Origin of the sequence: Pelagimonas sp. KU-00592-HH (assembly GCF_040369695.1) — a bacterium.
Classification (GTDB): Bacteria; Pseudomonadota; Alphaproteobacteria; order Rhodobacterales; family Rhodobacteraceae; genus Shimia.
Map to the genome: position 1 here is coordinate 151,716 of NZ_BAABWM010000002.1, position 16,800 is coordinate 168,515.

The following is a 16,800-nucleotide window of genomic DNA, read 5'->3' on the forward strand; positions in this document are numbered from 1 at the left end:
CGCCGGGCATATAATTCGAATAATGATCGCGAAAGGGCGTGTCATCATGGCCCGCGTTATAGGCCCCAGCCGCAGCAGGGTAAAGCCTCAAAGCTCGCGGCAATTGCGCTCCCACAGGCTTCTTCTTGGCCCCAATACCCCGGGGGTCCGGGGGCCGCGCCCCCGGCGTTCCCAACGCATCGCAACGCCCTCGAAAAACCAACCGCGAACCGGCGCCCTAGCCAAGGTGGAACAACGTCCCCACCGCATAGGCAATCGCCGCCGCCACGCCACCAATCCCCAGCGTCTCAAGACCCGACCACCACCAGGCGACAAGCGCCCAGCGGCTCTTCAACGCGCCAATGCCAAAGAACACGCCCGCGGTGGCAATGGCTGAATAGAGGAAAGCACCCTCAAACCCGAAAACAAAGGGAATCAAGGGGATAACACCCGCTGCAATAAAGGCCACAAAGGTCATCACCGCCGCCTTCCACGGGTGCGGATCGACACTTGCCAAGCCGTATTCCCCCTCCAGCATCAGCTGCACCGAAGCCTCCTCATTGGCCGCGATCGCATCCGTCGCCGCCTCGAGAACCTCCCCCTCAAGCCCTTTCAGCCGCAGGATTTCACGGATCTCCAGACGCTCGCCTTCCGGGTAGTCCCGCAAGTGCCGCCGCTCCACCTCACGAAGCCGCGCCAGATCGTCCAGTTCCGCCTTGGTCGCGGAAAAATTGCCCGCTGCCATGGAAAACCCGTCGGCCAGCACATTGGCAAAGCCAAGCGCCACGATCACCCAGGGGTCCAGCCCCGCGCCCGCCACCCCGGCGATGATGGCGAATGTGGTGATCGAGCCGTCGATCCCCCCATAGACAAGGTCGCGCAGAAACCCTCTTCCGCGCGGTGCACCGATCCGGGCTTGGACATCGTCCTGGCTGTGGCCATGCTCCACCATGCCCCAACCCTAGCGCCATTTCCGTCGAATTCCTTGCGCTAGGTCAACGGTTGCCCGCGCCGCTTGCGCTATGGCCCTTTCAATCCCGAACGCGAACACCCAAATGCACCACAGGACGAAAGGAAACGCACATGTCCAACCCCTTGCAGATGTTCGACATCACCGCAGAACAGATCGACACGGTCATGACCGCCTTCTATGCGCGCATCCGTACCCACGAGGTTCTGGGGCCGGTCTTTGCCGCCCATATCGCCGATGACGCCTGGCCCGAACACGAGGCCAAGATCGCCGGTTTCTGGCGCAATGCGATCCTGAAAGAGCGTAGCTACAACGGCAACCCGATGATGACCCACATGCAAAGCCCGCATGTGCAGCCCGAACATTTCGAGCTCTGGCTCGCCCTCTTCGACGAGGTTCTGACAGACACTCTGCCGCCCCTCACCGCACGGCAATTCTCGGCCCTTGCGCATCGCATCGGCGAGGGCCTGCGCTATGGTCTGCAAAACGTCCGCCAACGCGCCGGTGCCGTGCCGGTTCTTGACTGATCTCAGCCCCCGAAAAGCCCGGTCAGCGCCCGTTTGACAAGGCCGCTGACACCGGGCCGCTTCGTCGCCACGAACGGCAGCGGGCGGCAGACTTCCATGGCCGCCACGCCCACGCGCGCGGTCAGGGCACCGTTGACAAGGCCCTCGCCAAACCGGCGGCTCACCTTGGCCAGCGCGCCGCCCCCGGCCAGCGATCCGATCAGGTCATCGCCCACGGCCACGGCCCCCGTCGCCACGAGATGCGTCATCACCGCCCGCAACAAGCGCCAGCTTCCCAACGTGCCCGCGCGTCCGCCGTAAACCTCGGCGATGCGGCGGATCATGCGGATGTTCGCGGTCAGGGCAGTGACCACATCCGCCAGCGCCAGCGGAACAAGCGCCGTCACGGTTGCCACCTGCCGCGCCGCCGCCTCGATCTCGGCCTCTGCCGCAAGGTCCAGCGGCCGCAAAAGCTCGGTCTCGGCCAGCCCCAAAAGCGCATCGGCATCCATCACGTCGCCGCGTCGCTCCCTCAGGCGTTGCCGCCCCCATGCCGTGTCCTCGCGCCCGGCATAAAGCCGCTCCATCTGGTCAACAACCCGGCGCGCGGCCTTCAGGTCTTTCGACGTCAGCGCCCTATCTGCCTGCGCCTTCAACGCATCAACCCGACGCAATCGCGCAAACCCGGCCAGTTCTTTCAGGGCAATCGCCAGCGCCACCAGCACAAAGGCCCCCACAAGCCCCGTCACCAACCAGCCCAGCATGGGCGAGCGGGCAATCAACCCCGTCACGAAATCCCACGCGGCAACCGACACCACGGTCGACAGCAACAGGCCCAGCAAAGCCCAGAACCACCGCGCCAGCCGCGACGGTCGGCGTGCCGCCAACCGCGCCGCCACCTGCATCGCCTGTCCTTCAGGCACAGGGTCGGCGATATCCGGCACCGGCGGCGCCTCGGCCACCGACGGTGCGTGATCCTCATTCTCAAGGTCGATCAGAACCGGCCCCTTGCTCATAGCTTGTCTCCCACGAGGAATTCGATGGCCCGATCCAGCCGGATATGCGGCGGCCCTTCACCGGGCTTCAGTGTCAGCTTGGCAGGCGCAAAGTTCATCACCTGATACTCCCCGTCCAACCACCGTTCCGCGCCGTCCCGCGCTGGCGTCAACAGGTGGCTGGGATCCTCCGGCAGGTCGCCGGGATAAAACGCCGCCTGCTTACCGCTCTCCAAAAGCGTTCCGCGCACACAGTCCAATTCGCGCCCGTCGTGGCGCAACGCCTCTTCCGTTGTGGACCGCACAGAAGCCAGCGCAAGCGCCCGCGTCTCCGCCCCGGCAAACCGCGCCCGATCTGCCGCATCACGGGTCAACGCCTGCATGATCGCGGTCAGCTGAGGATGTTGCTGGTGATGCAGATGGTCTGCCTTGGTGGCCGCAAACAGCAGTTTCTCCACCCGCTTGCCCCGCAGCAGCCGCGCAAGAAAGCCGTTTGACCCTGGCCGGAAGGCCTCAAGAATATCGGCCATCGCCCCGCGCATGTCCTCGACGGCCTGAGGCCCCTTGTGGATCGCGCCCAACGCGTCTACCAGAACCACCTGCCGGTCGATCCGAGCAAAATGATCGCGGAAGAACGGCTTGACCACCTTCGCCTTGTAGGCGTCGAACCGCCGCTCCATCTCGCGCCACAACGACCGCCGCGGCATCCCGCTCTGTTCTGGCAAGGGCGCAAAGGTCAGCACCGGAGACCCCGCCAGATCCCCCGGCAACAGGAACCGCCCGGGCGTGCAGTCATAATACCCCGCCTCACGCGCCGCATTCAGATAGGCCGTGAAACTCTCGGAAAGCGCCTTCGCCTTTGGCTCCTCAAGGGCTTCTGCGGCGTCGGTCTCCTTGATCAGACCACGAAACGCCACCGCCTCTTCACGGTTGGCAATCCGCGCCAGCACCTCTTCTGACCACTGCGCATAAGACTTGTCCATCAACCCGAGGTCCAACAACCACTCACCGGGATAATCGACAATATCAAGGTGGATCGTCCGCGGCCCCTGCAAGCCCCCCAGCAATCCGGAAGGCCGCACCTTGAGCGACAGGCGCAACTCGCTCACCGCCCGTGTGCTGTCCGGCCATTGCGGCGACGGTCCCGTCAGGGCACCCAGATGCGTTTCATAGTCGAACCGGGGCACCGTATCATCCGGCTGCGGCTGCAGATAAGCCGCCTCGATCCGCCCCTCGGCATTGGCCACCAATCCCGGCATCCGCCCCCGATCAAGCAGGTTTGCCACAAGCGACGTGATGAACACCGTCTTGCCCGACCGCGCCAGACCGGTGACCCCCAACCGTATCACCGGCTCGAAAAAGGTTTCCGAAATCGTATCGCCAACCGCCTCGACGCTGCGCGTCACGCCGTCGGCAAGCGTGGAAATCACCACATCTGCCCCCTATGCCATCTGTCTCAAACCTATGCAGCGCCCCAGCTCTTTACTAGGGGGGAAGCACGTCGCATCACTCCCCGTCTTTTCCTTCAAGGCCAGATGCGCTAAGCGCGTCCTATGCCTAGGATCGCGCTCAAAGTCGAATATCACGGTGCCCCCTTTGCCGGCTGGCAAAGGCAGGCCGATCAACCCTCTGTGCAGGGCGCCATCGAAGACGCGCTGGCCAAGCTGGAAAAAGGCCCGCACACCATTGCCGCTGCCGGCCGCACCGACGCGGGTGTTCACGGTCTGGCACAGGTGGCCCATTGCGACCTCCAGAAAGACTGGGATCCCTTCCGCCTCTCCGAGGCGCTGAACTTCCACCTCAAACCCCTGCCCGTCGCCATCGTTGACGCCAAGCGGGTTGATGATGACTGGCACGCCCGTTTCTCGGCCACCGAACGCCGCTATCTGTTCCGCCTTCTGATGCGCCGCGCCCCGGCCACCCATCAGGCCGGACTGGTCTGGCAAGTCAGCCATCAACTCGACGCCGACGCCATGCAGGCGGGGGCTGATATGCTGATCGGCAACCACGATTTCACCACCTTCCGCAGTTCGATCTGTCAGGCCGCCAGCCCGGTCAAAACCCTTGACGAACTGCGGGTGGAACGGGTCGAAACCCTCTGGGGGCCTGAAATACATTTCCACGTGCGCGCCCGATCCTTCCTGCACAACCAGGTCCGCAGCTTCGTCGGCACCCTTGAACGGGTCGGCGCAGGCGCCCGGTCGCCCGAAGATGTACGCGACGCGCTGGAAGCCTGCGACCGTGCCGCTTGTGGTCCGGTCTGCCCGCCACAGGGCCTCTACCTTGCTGGCGTCGGCTACCCTGACAATCCCTTCGCCTGACCTCCGCATTCCCGCGAAACAAGGGAAAATCTCAGATTCCCGCCAAGGTTTCCCCTAGGGCATCCCTTGACCATTCCTCGTGCTATATTGATTGCTAGACGCCACCACAGCCACGAGGTCCGCCATGTTCAATCCCGTCATCACCGGCACCGGTGTCTTCACTCCGGAACAGATCATCACCAACGACGAGTTGGTCGAGACCTTCAATGCCTACGCTGACCTGATGAACGCGCAAAACGCCGAGGCCATCGCCGCCGGCGAGATGGAACCGCTGGAACACTCGTCTTCCGAGTTCATCGTCAAAGCCTCGGGCATCGAACAGCGCTACGTGATCGACAAAACCGGCGTGCTTGACCCCAAGGTCATGCACCCGCTGTTCCCCGAACGCGCGGATGGCGAGATTTCCCTGATGGCGGAAATGGCGGTTGATGCCTGTCACAAGGCCCTGGCCGAAGCCCAGGTCGACGCCTCGGAAATCGACCTTGTGATCTGTGCCGCCTCGAACATGGAGCGCGCCTATCCCGCCGTTGCCATCGAAATCCAGCAGGCGCTTGGTGCCGGCGGCTTTGCCTTCGACATGAACGTCGCCTGTTCCTCGGCCACCTTCGGCATCCAGGCCGCCGCCGACATGGTCCGCTCGGGATCGGCCAACAAGGCCATCGTGGTCAATCCCGAAATCTGCTCGGCTCACCTCGAATGGCGCGACCGCGACTGCCACTTCATCTTCGGTGATGTCGCCACGGCCACCGTGATCGAACGCGACAGCGACGCCAAGGGTGACTACTTCGAGATCCTCTCGACCCGCTGCGCCACCGAATTCTCGAACAACATCCGCAACAACAACGGCTACCTGCGCCGGTCACGCCCCTATGGCATGGAAGACCGCCGCGACATGCAGTTCATGCAGAACGGTCGCAAGGTGTTCAAGGAAGTGCTGCCGATGGTCTCCAAGCACATCCTCGACCACATGGCCGACAACGGCGTTGAAAGCGACGATCTGAAACGCATCTGGCTGCATCAGGCCAACAAGACGATGAACGATTTCATCGGTAAAAAGGTTCTCGGACGCACCCCGGAAGCCGGCGAACAGCCCAATATCCTTCAGGATTACGCCAACACATCCTCGGCCGGATCGATCATCGCCTTCGCGCAGAACTCCAAGGATCTCGAGTCTGGCGACACCGGGCTGATCTGCTCTTTCGGCGCCGGATATTCCGTGGGATCGATTATCGTTCGGCGACACTAGAGTGACGCTAAGTCAACCTATGGTAGATACTGTCAATATTTGCAGGGCTGCCTGCAAAACCTATCAAAATTGACAGTATAATTTCACCCCTAGGTGCGGTTTCCCATACTTACAAATGGCGCCACTGTAGATACTCTAATTCTCGGTAGGCACCTCGCCAAAATCGGTTCCCCAGACTGGTCGCGGCCGCATCAATCCAAGGGTGCAGACCACCTTCCCCTGCTGTGCATCCCGTGCAGTAGATCGGGCGTAGTATTCTTGATGCGTCCGGTTTTCCGTGAGAAGATCTTTTTTCACCTAAGTCAGGGTGTCTCCCCAGGAGGCACCCTAATTTCTTGTGCGAATACGAATCGTATCCCCCGAACGCCCCGGCAACCCCATCTCGACCCGGATCGCCTGGGCTTCATCCTGACGAGACAGCGGATCGGGCAGAATGCCCATGCTCATCGCCAACGCCGCCAACTCAGACCGGTTCGAAAGCCCCGTCTTTTTCAGAATATTGTTCATCCGCTGCCGCACCGCGGACACTGAAACCCCAAGTTCCTCGGCAATCACCTTGTCCTGAAGCCCCGTGCCGATCATCCGCAGCAACTCGCGCTGCTTCTCGGTGATCTTGTTGCGCTCGGAAAACTCGCCTGCAAAGTGGGTCATGTAACGCTGGTGCCCCGACAGGGCCGCAGCATGCAGGGTCCAGCCATGCATACGGATAATCTGCTCCATCTCGCGCTTCGAATGATTGCCCGAAAAGGTGATCAGTGCCGCCTGTGGCGGCGCATGAACCCTGAGCGGAATGGAGAACCCAGACCTCAGACCGCGCCGCGCTGCCTCTTGCAACACCTTGTAGCGCCCATGGGGGATATGACGATAGTCCTCGGCAAACTCGACACCCACGGCGATGGGAGTCAGAAAATGCATGGCGTGACTACGGAAATAGGACCACTTGGCCAGATCGGGATCGGCATTGATCGAATTCAGCCAGCTGGAATCATAGGACGTGCGGATGAACTGGGTTTTCTTCCAGTTCGAATAGCTGCTTGCCGAGATCAGATCCACGTAGGGCAGGTTAAGCTGGATTCCCAACTCAACGATCAACCGCCACACGTCAGACGTATGGCGGGTGTTTTCCAGGTCCGTCAGGAAATCACGCAGGATTTCGGGGGTATAGGATTCAGCCGCCACAAGCGGACGTCGTCCTGCTTCCCCCCCAGCCATGCTCAGGTGGTTTCTTCTTCGAGGTGCAGCTTCATGTCCAAAAGCACCTGTTGCAGCGCCACGGTTTCCTTCAGCAGACGCTTGGCCTCGTTCATGGTGATGATGCCGTCCTCGATCGACTGGCTGTATTCCGCCATCAGGATCGCGAACCGCTGGCTCAGCGCGATCACATCGGCATTCACACCGCCGCTGCGATCATCACTGTTGCGGCGCCTGTCATCATAAGACAGGGTGATGCCCTTCAACTCGGCCAATGCCGCCGTAACATGCGGATACGACGCTGCCTCTTCCAGGTGCGCCACGGCATCGATGGGCATGAAACGGTCTAAGTGTTCGGGGTTGTGCGAATAGTAGCGTCCTAAGGTGGCCTTCGACTTTCCGGTCAGTTCACAGGCCGCTTCAATGCCCACGTCCTTGACCAGCGCCTCGGAATGTTTCTTCAGGTAGGAACCTACTGCACCCATACTCATGTCCCCCAACAACATGTGATCCCCTTTCGGGGAATTAGACAATTCGTTTCCCCTTAAAGGCTTATTAACAAAATGTCATTTGTAAAGTGTTCCGTCACAAACCGGGACGTCCGGTCACTGCCCCTCGGAAACAGTGATTGGGATTGGGGGACGTCTTTCCGCGCATCCATCCAGCGGAGACGGTTCGTCGGTTGGTAACAAGTTTGGCCTTTCATCCATCCCCAGAGACCCTGTCTCGTGGAAGGCCGGTTAAGGGAATCCGACGAAACCGGAGCGGCCATATCTGGCGGCTTCCGGTCCCTTTTCCCCCGGGGGCCAGAACCTGCTTTAACCCTCTTGCGTCTCTCCCGCCCCCCGGCCTATCAACCTGTCCATGGCCAAGCTCTATTTCCAGTATTCCACCATGAACGCCGGCAAATCGACGGTGCTACTGCAAGCGTCACACAACTACCGTGAACGCGGCATGGACACCTATCTGCTGACAGCGCAATTCGACAATCGCGAGGGGGTTGGCAAGATCGCATCGCGCATCGGCATCAGCGCCGAAGCCGATACCTTCGCGCCCGGCCAAGACCTCTACCAAAAGATCGAAGCACGCCAGTCTCAAGGCGAAATTGCCTGTGTTTTCATAGACGAAGCGCAATTCCTGGAAGAAGAACAGGTCTGGCAGCTGGCCCGCGCCGTCGACGATCTACGCGTCCCCATCATGTGCTATGGCCTGCGCGTCGACTTTCAGGGCAAGCTGTTCCCCGGCTCCGCCGCGCTCCTCGCTCTGGCCGATGAAATGCGCGAAGTCCGCACCATCTGCCACTGCGGAAAAAAGGCCACGATGGTGGTGCGACAGGACGAAGACGGAAACGTGCTCCGCGACGGCGCACAGGTCCAGATCGGCGGCAATGAAACCTATGTCTCGCTGTGCCGCCGCCACTGGCGCGAAGCCATGGGCGACCTGCCCAAACCGGACTGATCCCGCCTATACCTGATTAGGCATCCGGCGTCCGTCGGCAAAGGCCAGAAGGTTCTCGACCGCCATCATGCCCATGTTGGTGCGCACCTCCAGAGCGGCCGTGCCAAGGTGTGGCAACAGCACAACGTTTTCCATCAAACGCAGGGCCTCGGGCACCTCGGGTTCCTTGGCGTAAACATCAAGACCCGCGCCACCGATCGCATTGGTCTGCAAGGCATGGATCAGCGCAGGCTCGTCCACAACGTCACCACGGGCGATGTTGATGAAATAGGCATCCTTGTGCATCGCGTCGAACACCTTCGCCCCGATCAGGTTGCGCGTCTCCGCCCCACCCGGAACAGCCGTGACAAGGAAATCCACGTGGTGGGCAAGGTCCACCAGATCCTCGACCTGCTGCGCATCGAATTCCATCGGCTTGGGCGAGCGGTTGAAATACTTCACCTTCATCCCGAACCCGAAATAGCACCGCTGGGCAATCGCCTGTCCGATCCGCCCCATGCCAACGATCCCCACGGTCTTGCCCGACATGTGCATGCCCAGCATCTGGGTGGGATGCCATCCCTCCCACTGACCGGATCGCACCAGCCGCTCGCCTTCTCCGGCACGCCGCGCGCAAATCAGCATCAGGGTCAGCGCCACATCCGCCGTGGCATCGGTCACCGCCCCCGGCGTATTGCTCACCGCGATGCCAGCCTTGTTGGCCGCCGCCACGTCGATGTGGTTATAGCCCACCCCAAAGTTGGCAAGCACCCTGCACCGCGGCTCCGGCACATCGGCAAACACCGCAGCCGAGAACATATCGCCCAGCGTCGGCAGGACCGCATCGAAATCGCGCAGGCAGCGGCGCAACTCATCGTCATTCAGCGGACGGTTCGACTGGCGCACCGACACATCCCATGTGCCGCGTGCAACCTCGATCACCCGCTCAGGCAGGGGCCGTGTGACATAAAGGCGTTTCAATGCATCCGCCCCCCGTTTGGCACCGGCTTGTCCGGCCCGGCCAAGACAATATTGCCCTCTTCATCCTGAAAGCCCAGGACAAGGATTTCCGACATGAACTTGCCAATCTGGCGCGGCGGGAAATTCACTACCGCCATGACCTGCTTTCCAATCAGGGCGTCGGGATCATAATGCTGCGTGATCTGGGCCGAGCTTTTGCGCTCACCGATCTCGGGGCCGAAATCGACCCAGACCTTGATCGCCGGTTTGCGCGCCTCGGGGTAAGGTTCGGCGCGCACCACCGTGCCGACGCGAATATCCACTTTAAGAAAATCGTCGAATTCAATCTCAGCCATTGGCCAACTCTCTACTTCGCTCCGCAGCCGCGGCCACGGTTTTCACCATCAATGGCGGCAATCCTGCCCCATCATCCATCAACACTTCAAGCCCCGCCTGCGTCGTCCCGTTGGGCGAGGTCACGTTCACGCGCAACTGCGCCGGGGTTTCATCCGCGCTTTCGGCCAAGGCCCCTGCCCCCGCCACCGTCGCCTTTGCCAGCGCCATCGCCAGATCCGGCGCAAGCCCCTGCGCTTCGCCCGCGGCCGCCAGCGTTTCGATCATGTGGAACACATAAGCCGGACCGGACCCGCTCACACCGGTCACCGCATCCATCTGCCCCTCACTCTCAAGCCGCACCACCTGGCCGACCGCCTCCAAAAGGCTTTGCGCCAGATCCATCTGCGCCGCGGCCGCCATGGTATTGCCGATGATCGCGGTGATTCCCTTGCCCACCGCCGCTGGCGTATTCGGCATCGCCCGGATCACCGGTGTGTCCGCGCCCAGAACCTCTTCGTAATGCGCAATGCCAATCCCCGCCGCGACCGACACGAAAAGCGTCTCGCCATTGCCCATCGGCTGCAACACCGGCAGCGCCTCGGCCATGATCTGCGGTTTGACGGCAATCAGAACAATCGCGGGCTGTGCGGGCAAATCGACATTCACATGCACACCCGACGCCTGAACCCAGTCGCTCGGATAGGGATCCTGCACCCAGACCGAGGATGCCGGCAGCCCGTCCTTGAGCCACCCCTCCAGCATGGCCGATCCCATCTTGCCACACCCAAGCAGAACGAGTCCCCGTTCCGCGACAAAACTCATATCCATGAAATCCCCCTGATTGTCTCAGGCGGAAGTGTTACGCGCGCCCGTAGGCCTCTGCAATGGCGACCTGCATCGCGTCTTCAACGGTCCGGTCTCCCCAGACCACAAGCTGGAACGCCGGATAGAAACGCTCGGCGCTCATCACGGCCACGCGGATCATCGTGTCGATCTGATCGGGGCTCGCAACCTGGCCACCCGCAAGCACAAGGCCATAGCGGAAGATCATCAGCTGCTGCTGGGCCCAATAGGTAAAGGCCCCGGCCCAGCACTGGTCGTTCACCGCGTTCAGCGCCTCGTAAAGCTTGGGCTCGCTGCCCTCTGGCGGTTCCATCTCGAAGGAACACACAAGCCGCAGGGTCTCGTCATAGTCCGACCACGCCAGCGTGATCGAATACGTCCGCCACTGCCCTTCAACCGCCATGGCAATCTGGTCATCCCCAAGCCGGTCAAAGCTCCAGTCGTGATGCTCCGCGATATGCTCGACGATATCAATCGGGTGAATGTCTTCCTCAAGGAAATCTTCTGACAATGCCATGGCGCCACCTCTTTCTTTGTTGCGCCCGAGGATTGGCAGCTCCCCAAGCGATTGGTGCCTGCTCTAGGGAAAGGGTACATACCGCCTCCCCTTACCAGATATGGTGCTGCGCCAAGGGGTGACCTGTAAAGCAAAATATTTGTGGATAACGCAATTTGTTGTGGATTAAACTTGGGAAGACACAAGAAACAGTCACAGTTTCATGCCTGACGCAGAAGACCTGCGCCGCGCCAGCAAGGTTTTTCGAAAATTTTGGGGAAATACAGCGCCCTTCCCAAGGACAGGGCGCTTTGTCCTTCGCACCACGGGCGAATCCCGCCCGCCTTCGCGCGAAAACATGGGATCGGGCCGGCGCACACCGGCCCTCATCCGATCACTTGTTCTCAAGTGCCTCGAGACGGGCCTTCAGGGCCTCATTTTCTTCGCGGGCCTTCTGGGCCATCGCGCGCACCGCGTCGAATTCCTCGCGGGTCACGAAATCGCGTTCCGCCAGCCAGCGGTCCATCAGCGATTTCATCGCGTTCTCGGCTTCGTCCTTCGCGCCCTGTGCAACGCCCATCGCGTTGGTCATCAGCTGCGAAATATCATCCATGATCTTATTGCGGGTCTGCATGTGAGTCTCCGGCATTTCTGTTGGCCTCTATATGGGGTGCATTCTGCCGCTGCACAATGGTTGACTTCGTCGCGTGCCCATGGCCAACAGGGGCCATGCGCGCCATGATCCCCTTCCCCGACCTGTCGCCCGAGATTTTCTCGGTCTCCCTCTTTGGCATGGAGCTGGCCCTGCGCTGGTACGCGATGGCCTATATCGTCGGGATCGTGCTCGGCTGGCGGCTGGTTGTCATGGCGCTGAACCGTTCACACCTCTGGGGGCCGCGCGGCGCGCCGATGACCGTGCGCCAGTGCGAAGACCTGCTGACATGGGTCATTCTGGGGGTCATCGCCGGTGGCCGTCTCGGCTATGTGCTGTTCTATAAACCCGGCTACTACCTCGCGAATCCCGCCGAAATCCCGATGGTCTGGCAGGGCGGCATGGCCTTCCACGGCGGCCTTCTCGGCGTCATTATCGCCGCATGGCTATGGTCGCGCAAAGAATCTGTCGCGCGTCTGCCCCTGGCTGACGCAATGGCCCTTGGCGTTCCGGCGGGCCTTCTGCTCGGCCGTATCGCCAACTTCATCAATGCCGAACTCTGGGGCCGTCCCTCCGATCTGCCATGGGCCGTGGCCTTCCCCGGCTATGGCGCACAGGACTGCGGACAGGCCCTCGGCGAAATCTGCGCCCGCCACCCCTCGCAACTCTACGAAGCCCTGCTCGAAGGCCTGATCCTTGGCGCCGTCCTGATCTGGCTGGCCTGGCGCCGTCAGGCCCTCCAGCGCCCCGGCACCATTGCCGGCACCTTCTTTGCCGGCTACGGCCTTGCCCGCTTCCTCGTAGAATTCGCCCGCCAGCCCGACGCCCAGTTCATTTCCGAAGGCAACCCGCTCGGCCTTGCCCTTCATATCGGCGGCTACGGCCTCACCATGGGCCAGATCCTCTCGATCCCGATGATCCTCCTCGGCTTCTGGCTCGTGCGGAAGGCACGCAATGGCTGATCTGAAATCCATCCTTCTTGGCCGCATCGCCCAGACCGGCCCCATGTCCCTCTCCGACTACATGGCCGAATGCCTCCTGCACCCCGACCACGGCTACTATGCCACCCGCGATCCGCTTGGGGCCGAAGGCGATTTCACCACCGCCCCCGAAATCTCGCAGATGTTTGGCGAGATGATCGGCCTCTGTCTGGCCCAGGCGTGGCTTGATCAGGGCCGCCCCGCCCCCTTCACACTGGCCGAAGCCGGACCGGGCCGTGGCACCCTGATGGCCGACATCCTGCGCGCCACCCGCGCCGTTCCCGCCTTTGCCGAGGCCGCAGAGGTCCACCTGATCGAAGCCTCGCCCGCCCTGCGCGACAAACAACGCGCGCTGCTTGGCGACACGCCCACCTGGCACGACAGCCTCACCACCCTGCCCGAGGATCAGCCGCTGTTCTTCGTGGCCAACGAATTCTTCGATGCCCTGCCCGTGCGCCAGTTCATCCGCACCGGCCCGGCGTGGTCCGAACGCATGGTCGGCACCGAGAACGAAACCCTCGCTTGGGGCCTTGGCAAACCTGCCCCCCACCCCGCGCTGCTCCACCGCCTCGAGGACACGAAAGACGGCGATCTCGTCGAATTCTGCCCTGCCGCCGCACCGATCATCCAAGCCATCGGTGCCCGAATCGAAGCCAACGGCGGCACCGCCCTCATCATCGACTACGGTGACTGGCGCTCGCTCGGCGACACGCTTCAGGCGCTTTCTGCCCACGAACCCGTCGACCCGCTCGACAGCCCCGGCATGGCCGACCTCACCACCCACGTCGATTTCGAAGCCCTCGCCAACGCCACCCCCTCGGCCCATAGCCGCCTGACCGCACAGGGGGTTTTCCTCGAACGCCTTGGCATCACGCAACGCGCCCAGACCCTCGCCGCCCGCCTCAGCGACGCCGCGCTCGAGTCACACATCGCCGCGCATCGCCGCTTGACGCACCCGCATGAAATGGGAAACCTGTTCAAAGTCCTCGCCCTCTTTCCCAAGGGCAAACCACCACCGCCGGGATGTGAAACATGACGCTCGAGATCCTGACATCCGACGCATTGGCGCCCCTGCGCCACGGCTTCTTCACCCGCAAGGGTGGGGCCTCCTCCGGCGTGTTCCACGGCCTGAACTGCGGCACCGGCAGCAGCGATCAGGCGGAAATCGTCCACATCAACCGCACCCGCGTGGCCGAGGCGATGGACACCCAACTCGACCAACTTGCCACCGTGCATCAGGTCCATTCCGCCGATGTCGTGGTGATCGAAGAGCCCCATACCGGCGACCGCCCCAGGGCCGACGCGATGGTCACTCGCACCCCCGGCGTGATCCTTGGCATCCTCACCGCCGATTGCCAGCCCGTCCTCTTTGCCGACCCGCAGGCCGGTGTTGTCGGCGCCGCCCACGCCGGATGGCGCGGGGCGCTTGATGGCGTGCTCGAAGCCACGCTCGACGCGATGGAAAGCATCGGCGCGAAACGCGGCAACACCATCGCCGTGATCGGCCCCTCGATCAGCCAGCGCGCCTATGAGGTCGGCCCCGAATTCCTCGACGATTTCCTCGCCGAAGACGTGGACAACAGCCGCTTCTTCATCGGCGGCAAGGACGACCGGATGATGTTCGACCTGCCCGCCTATGGCCTGCACCGCCTGCGCAACGCCGGTGTGCGCGATGCCGAGTGGACCCGCCACTGCACCTACTCCGATCCCGACCGCTTCTTCTCGTACCGCCGCGCCACCCACGCCGGCGAGGCCGACTATGGCCGCCTGATCTCGACCATTCGTCTCTGATCCCCTGCCCGAAAATCTTCCGCGTATTTTCCTAGAATCTGACCTTTCCTGCCCCATCCCTGCCCCAATTCGCAGCGACATTAGGGTCAAGGCAGGAAACAGAGTGTTCACCAGATCGAACACAAACCCAAGGAGCAAACACATGCGCAAGAATGCACGTTTCACCCAATCTATCGTCGCAGCTGCCAAGCAGGACGTCCCGGCAATGCCTTGGGCCCGTGGTGCCCGTCGCGCCGCATTCATCGCCAAGCGCAAAGGCCTTGACCTGATCGAAGAAAAACAAGCCGCGTAAAACGCCGCATTTCACACGCAAAGAGGGCCGCGCGGAACATCCGACGCGGCCCTCTTTGCATGTGTACCTTCAGGTGCGGCTCACGCCTCGCGGTTCAGACGCTCTTCAAGTACGTCGAACGGCACGCCCGGTTCATCCTTGGCACCGCGAATGACCAGCGAAGTCTTCACGCTCGCCACATTGTCCGCCTTGAGAAGGTCTTCCGTCAGGAAGCTCTGGAAGGTCGACAGGTCCGGCGCCACGCATTTCAGGATGAAATCCACTTCGCCGTTCAGCATGTGGCACTCCCGCACGAGCGACCAGTTGCGGCAGCGCTCTTCAAAGGCCGACAGGTCCGCTTCGGCCTGGCTCACCAGCCCCACCATCGCAAAAACCTGAACCTCAAAGCCCAGTTCGCGCGCGTCCACATCGGCGTGATAGCCGCGAATAAAGCCCGCCTCTTCAAGGGTGCGCACACGGCGCAGGCAAGGCGGAGCCGAAATTCCCACGCGTTTTGCCAGTTCAACGTTGGTCATACGACCATCGGCCTGCAATTCGGCCAGGATTTTGCGGTCAATCGGATCAAGCCGGGTGCCGGGCATACTGAGTCTTTCCCTGTGGAATTTGCGGTTCTTATAACACCGCATACAGGACGCGCAATATTGTTTCGCGTTAGCGCAACATAAGATTGCACCTGTTTCCAGCAGATGCCAAGAATTTGAACACACGTCCTTTTGCCCCCTCACGGGGTTTTCGCGCGGGCCATCGATGGCTATATCCGGTCCCTGACATTTGCTGCAATTCGAAAGGTGCCCCATGGCGGAAACGAAACACACCAAGGTTCTGATCATCGGTTCGGGCCCCGCAGGCTATACCGCGGGCGTCTACGCAAGCCGCGCCATGCTGAACCCGATCCTCGTGCAGGGGATCGAACCGGGCGGCCAGCTGACCACCACCACCGAGGTCGAGAACTATCCGGGTTTCACCGAGGTCCAGGGTCCCGACCTGATGATCAAAATGCAGGAACACGCCGCCGCCATGGGCTGCGAGATCATCGGCGACATCATCACCGAACTCGACACCTCCGCACGTCCCTTCACCGCCAAGGGCGACAGCGGCACGATCTACACCGCCGACGCGGTGATCCTGTGCACCGGCGCGCGCGCCAAATGGCTGGGCCTTGAGTCGGAAGAAAAGTTCAAAGGCTTCGGCGTTTCTGCCTGCGCCACCTGTGACGGCTTCTTCTATCGCGGTCAGGAAATCGTGGTCATCGGCGGCGGCAACACCGCTGTGGAAGAGGCGCTGTTCCTCACCAACTTTGCCTCCAAGGTCACCCTGATCCACCGCCGCGATGAACTGCGTGCGGAAAAGATCCTTCAGGACCGCCTGTTCAAGAACGAGAAAATCGAACCGCTCTGGTTCCATGAACTCGACGAAGTCTACGGCACTGACACCCCGCTTGGCGTTGAAGGCGTCAAGGTCAAGAACGTGAAAACCGGCGAGATCACCGACATCCCGGCCAAGGGCGTCTTCGTCGCCATCGGCCACGCCCCTGCCAACGAGTTGGTCAAGGATGTGCTTGAGTTGCACAACGGCGGCTATGTCACCGTCAAGCCCGGCACCACCGAGACCTCGATCCCCGGCGTTTTTGCCGCTGGCGACCTGACCGACCACAAGTACCGTCAGGCCGTGACCTCGGCTGGCATGGGCTGCATGGCCGCGCTCGACGCCGAACGCTTCCTGGCCGAACAGGAATAAACAAGACCCTCGGCCTGTCGCCTTGGCGGCAGGCCACCTTTGTGCACCCCCGCACAGCCTCCGCGCCT

Annotated in this window: 20 protein-coding genes; 9 read left to right on the forward strand and 11 right to left on the reverse strand. The window is 61.9% G+C overall.

Features of this window, described 5'->3' with window-relative positions:
* Positions 1–217: 217 nt before the first annotated feature.
* Entirely contained in the window at positions 218–931 is a 714-nt protein-coding gene (locus ABWV42_RS07890; RefSeq protein WP_353339649.1) for a VIT1/CCC1 transporter family protein, read from the reverse strand.
* A gap of 131 nt (positions 932–1,062) precedes the next feature.
* Here ABWV42_RS07890 and ABWV42_RS07895 point away from each other — a divergent pair, with 131 nt between their 5' ends.
* Positions 1,063–1,476: a group III truncated hemoglobin gene (locus ABWV42_RS07895; protein WP_255109384.1), complete on the forward strand. Its 414-nt coding sequence runs from the start codon at positions 1,063–1,065 to the stop codon at positions 1,474–1,476.
* 2 nt (positions 1,477–1,478) lie between these two features.
* Here the strand turns inward: ABWV42_RS07895 and ABWV42_RS07900 are convergent, their stop codons facing one another.
* On the reverse strand, positions 1,479–2,471 hold the full coding sequence (locus tag ABWV42_RS07900) for a YcjF family protein (RefSeq protein WP_353339650.1): 993 nt from the start codon (positions 2,469–2,471) through the stop codon (positions 1,479–1,481).
* Positions 2,468–3,883 (reverse strand): YcjX family GTP-binding protein, encoded by a 1,416-nt coding sequence (locus tag ABWV42_RS07905; RefSeq protein ID WP_353339651.1) that lies wholly within the window; start codon positions 3,881–3,883, stop codon positions 2,468–2,470. The genes ABWV42_RS07900 and ABWV42_RS07905 overlap by 4 nt, the downstream gene beginning before the upstream one ends.
* A gap of 120 nt (positions 3,884–4,003) precedes the next feature.
* Between ABWV42_RS07905 and truA the strand changes: the two genes are divergently transcribed.
* Both truA and ABWV42_RS07915 read left to right on the forward strand, forming a co-directional pair.
* Positions 4,004–4,771, forward strand: coding sequence for a tRNA pseudouridine(38-40) synthase TruA (gene truA / locus ABWV42_RS07910; RefSeq protein WP_353339652.1), 768 nt, complete (start codon positions 4,004–4,006; stop codon positions 4,769–4,771).
* A 124-nt stretch (positions 4,772–4,895) separates the two neighbouring features.
* Positions 4,896–6,017 carry a beta-ketoacyl-ACP synthase III gene (locus tag ABWV42_RS07915; protein ID WP_353339653.1) on the forward strand — a complete coding sequence of 374 codons (1,122 nt, stop codon included), beginning with the start codon at positions 4,896–4,898 and terminating at the stop codon, positions 6,015–6,017.
* A gap of 327 nt (positions 6,018–6,344) precedes the next feature.
* Here the strand turns inward: ABWV42_RS07915 and ABWV42_RS07920 are convergent, their stop codons facing one another.
* Both ABWV42_RS07920 and ABWV42_RS07925 read right to left on the reverse strand, forming a co-directional pair.
* Positions 6,345–7,229 carry a helix-turn-helix transcriptional regulator gene (locus ABWV42_RS07920; protein WP_255109394.1) on the reverse strand — a complete coding sequence of 295 codons (885 nt, stop codon included), beginning with the start codon at positions 7,227–7,229 and terminating at the stop codon, positions 6,345–6,347.
* Between the two features lie 2 nt (positions 7,230–7,231).
* Positions 7,232–7,693 (reverse strand): hypothetical protein, encoded by a 462-nt coding sequence (locus tag ABWV42_RS07925; protein ID WP_255109396.1) that lies wholly within the window; start codon positions 7,691–7,693, stop codon positions 7,232–7,234.
* A 379-nt stretch (positions 7,694–8,072) separates the two neighbouring features.
* Between ABWV42_RS07925 and ABWV42_RS07930 the strand changes: the two genes are divergently transcribed.
* Positions 8,073–8,666 carry a thymidine kinase gene (locus ABWV42_RS07930; protein ID WP_255109398.1) on the forward strand — a complete coding sequence of 198 codons (594 nt, stop codon included), beginning with the start codon at positions 8,073–8,075 and terminating at the stop codon, positions 8,664–8,666.
* A 6-nt stretch (positions 8,667–8,672) separates the two neighbouring features.
* Here the strand turns inward: ABWV42_RS07930 and ABWV42_RS07935 are convergent, their stop codons facing one another.
* From ABWV42_RS07935 to ABWV42_RS07955, 5 genes are all read right to left on the reverse strand, one after another.
* Complete coding sequence (locus ABWV42_RS07935) at positions 8,673–9,626, reverse strand: 2-hydroxyacid dehydrogenase (protein WP_353339654.1); 954 nt, start codon at positions 9,624–9,626, stop codon at positions 8,673–8,675.
* A complete protein-coding gene (locus ABWV42_RS07940; RefSeq protein ID WP_353339655.1) occupies positions 9,623–9,961 on the reverse strand; it encodes a tRNA-binding protein in 339 nt (112 codons plus the stop codon). Before ABWV42_RS07940 ends, ABWV42_RS07935 begins: the two co-directional genes overlap by 4 nt.
* A complete protein-coding gene (proC, locus tag ABWV42_RS07945; protein WP_353339656.1) occupies positions 9,954–10,769 on the reverse strand; it encodes a pyrroline-5-carboxylate reductase in 816 nt (271 codons plus the stop codon). Before proC ends, ABWV42_RS07940 begins: the two co-directional genes overlap by 8 nt.
* 31 nt (positions 10,770–10,800) lie before the next feature.
* A complete protein-coding gene (locus tag ABWV42_RS07950) occupies positions 10,801–11,301 on the reverse strand; it encodes a type III secretion system chaperone family protein (RefSeq protein WP_255109404.1) in 501 nt (166 codons plus the stop codon).
* Between the two features lie 373 nt (positions 11,302–11,674).
* Positions 11,675–11,914, reverse strand: a complete 240-nt coding sequence (locus tag ABWV42_RS07955; protein WP_255109406.1) for an accessory factor UbiK family protein — start codon at positions 11,912–11,914, stop codon at positions 11,675–11,677.
* Between the two features lie 95 nt (positions 11,915–12,009).
* Here ABWV42_RS07955 and lgt point away from each other — a divergent pair, with 95 nt between their 5' ends.
* The 4 genes from lgt to ABWV42_RS07975 all read left to right on the forward strand — a co-directional run bounded on the left by lgt (position 12,010) and on the right by ABWV42_RS07975 (position 14,995).
* Entirely contained in the window at positions 12,010–12,894 is an 885-nt protein-coding gene (lgt, locus tag ABWV42_RS07960; RefSeq protein WP_353339657.1) for a prolipoprotein diacylglyceryl transferase, read from the forward strand.
* Positions 12,887–13,948 carry a class I SAM-dependent methyltransferase gene (locus ABWV42_RS07965; RefSeq protein ID WP_353339658.1) on the forward strand — a complete coding sequence of 354 codons (1,062 nt, stop codon included), beginning with the start codon at positions 12,887–12,889 and terminating at the stop codon, positions 13,946–13,948. The genes lgt and ABWV42_RS07965 overlap by 8 nt, the downstream gene beginning before the upstream one ends.
* Positions 13,945–14,703, forward strand: coding sequence for a peptidoglycan editing factor PgeF (gene pgeF, locus ABWV42_RS07970; RefSeq protein ID WP_353339659.1), 759 nt, complete (start codon positions 13,945–13,947; stop codon positions 14,701–14,703). Before ABWV42_RS07965 ends, pgeF begins: the two co-directional genes overlap by 4 nt.
* A 142-nt stretch (positions 14,704–14,845) precedes the next feature.
* On the forward strand, positions 14,846–14,995 hold the full coding sequence (locus tag ABWV42_RS07975; protein WP_255109414.1) for a hypothetical protein: 150 nt from the start codon (positions 14,846–14,848) through the stop codon (positions 14,993–14,995).
* Between the two features lie 80 nt (positions 14,996–15,075).
* Here the strand turns inward: ABWV42_RS07975 and ABWV42_RS07980 are convergent, their stop codons facing one another.
* Positions 15,076–15,576, reverse strand: a complete 501-nt coding sequence (locus tag ABWV42_RS07980) for an Lrp/AsnC family transcriptional regulator (protein ID WP_255109416.1) — start codon at positions 15,574–15,576, stop codon at positions 15,076–15,078.
* Positions 15,577–15,790: 214 nt separating this feature from the next.
* On the opposite strand from ABWV42_RS07980, the gene trxB reads away from it, so the two are divergent.
* Positions 15,791–16,732: a thioredoxin-disulfide reductase gene (gene trxB, locus ABWV42_RS07985; RefSeq protein ID WP_255109418.1), complete on the forward strand. Its 942-nt coding sequence runs from the start codon at positions 15,791–15,793 to the stop codon at positions 16,730–16,732.
* The last annotated feature ends 68 nt before the right edge of the window (positions 16,733–16,800 follow it).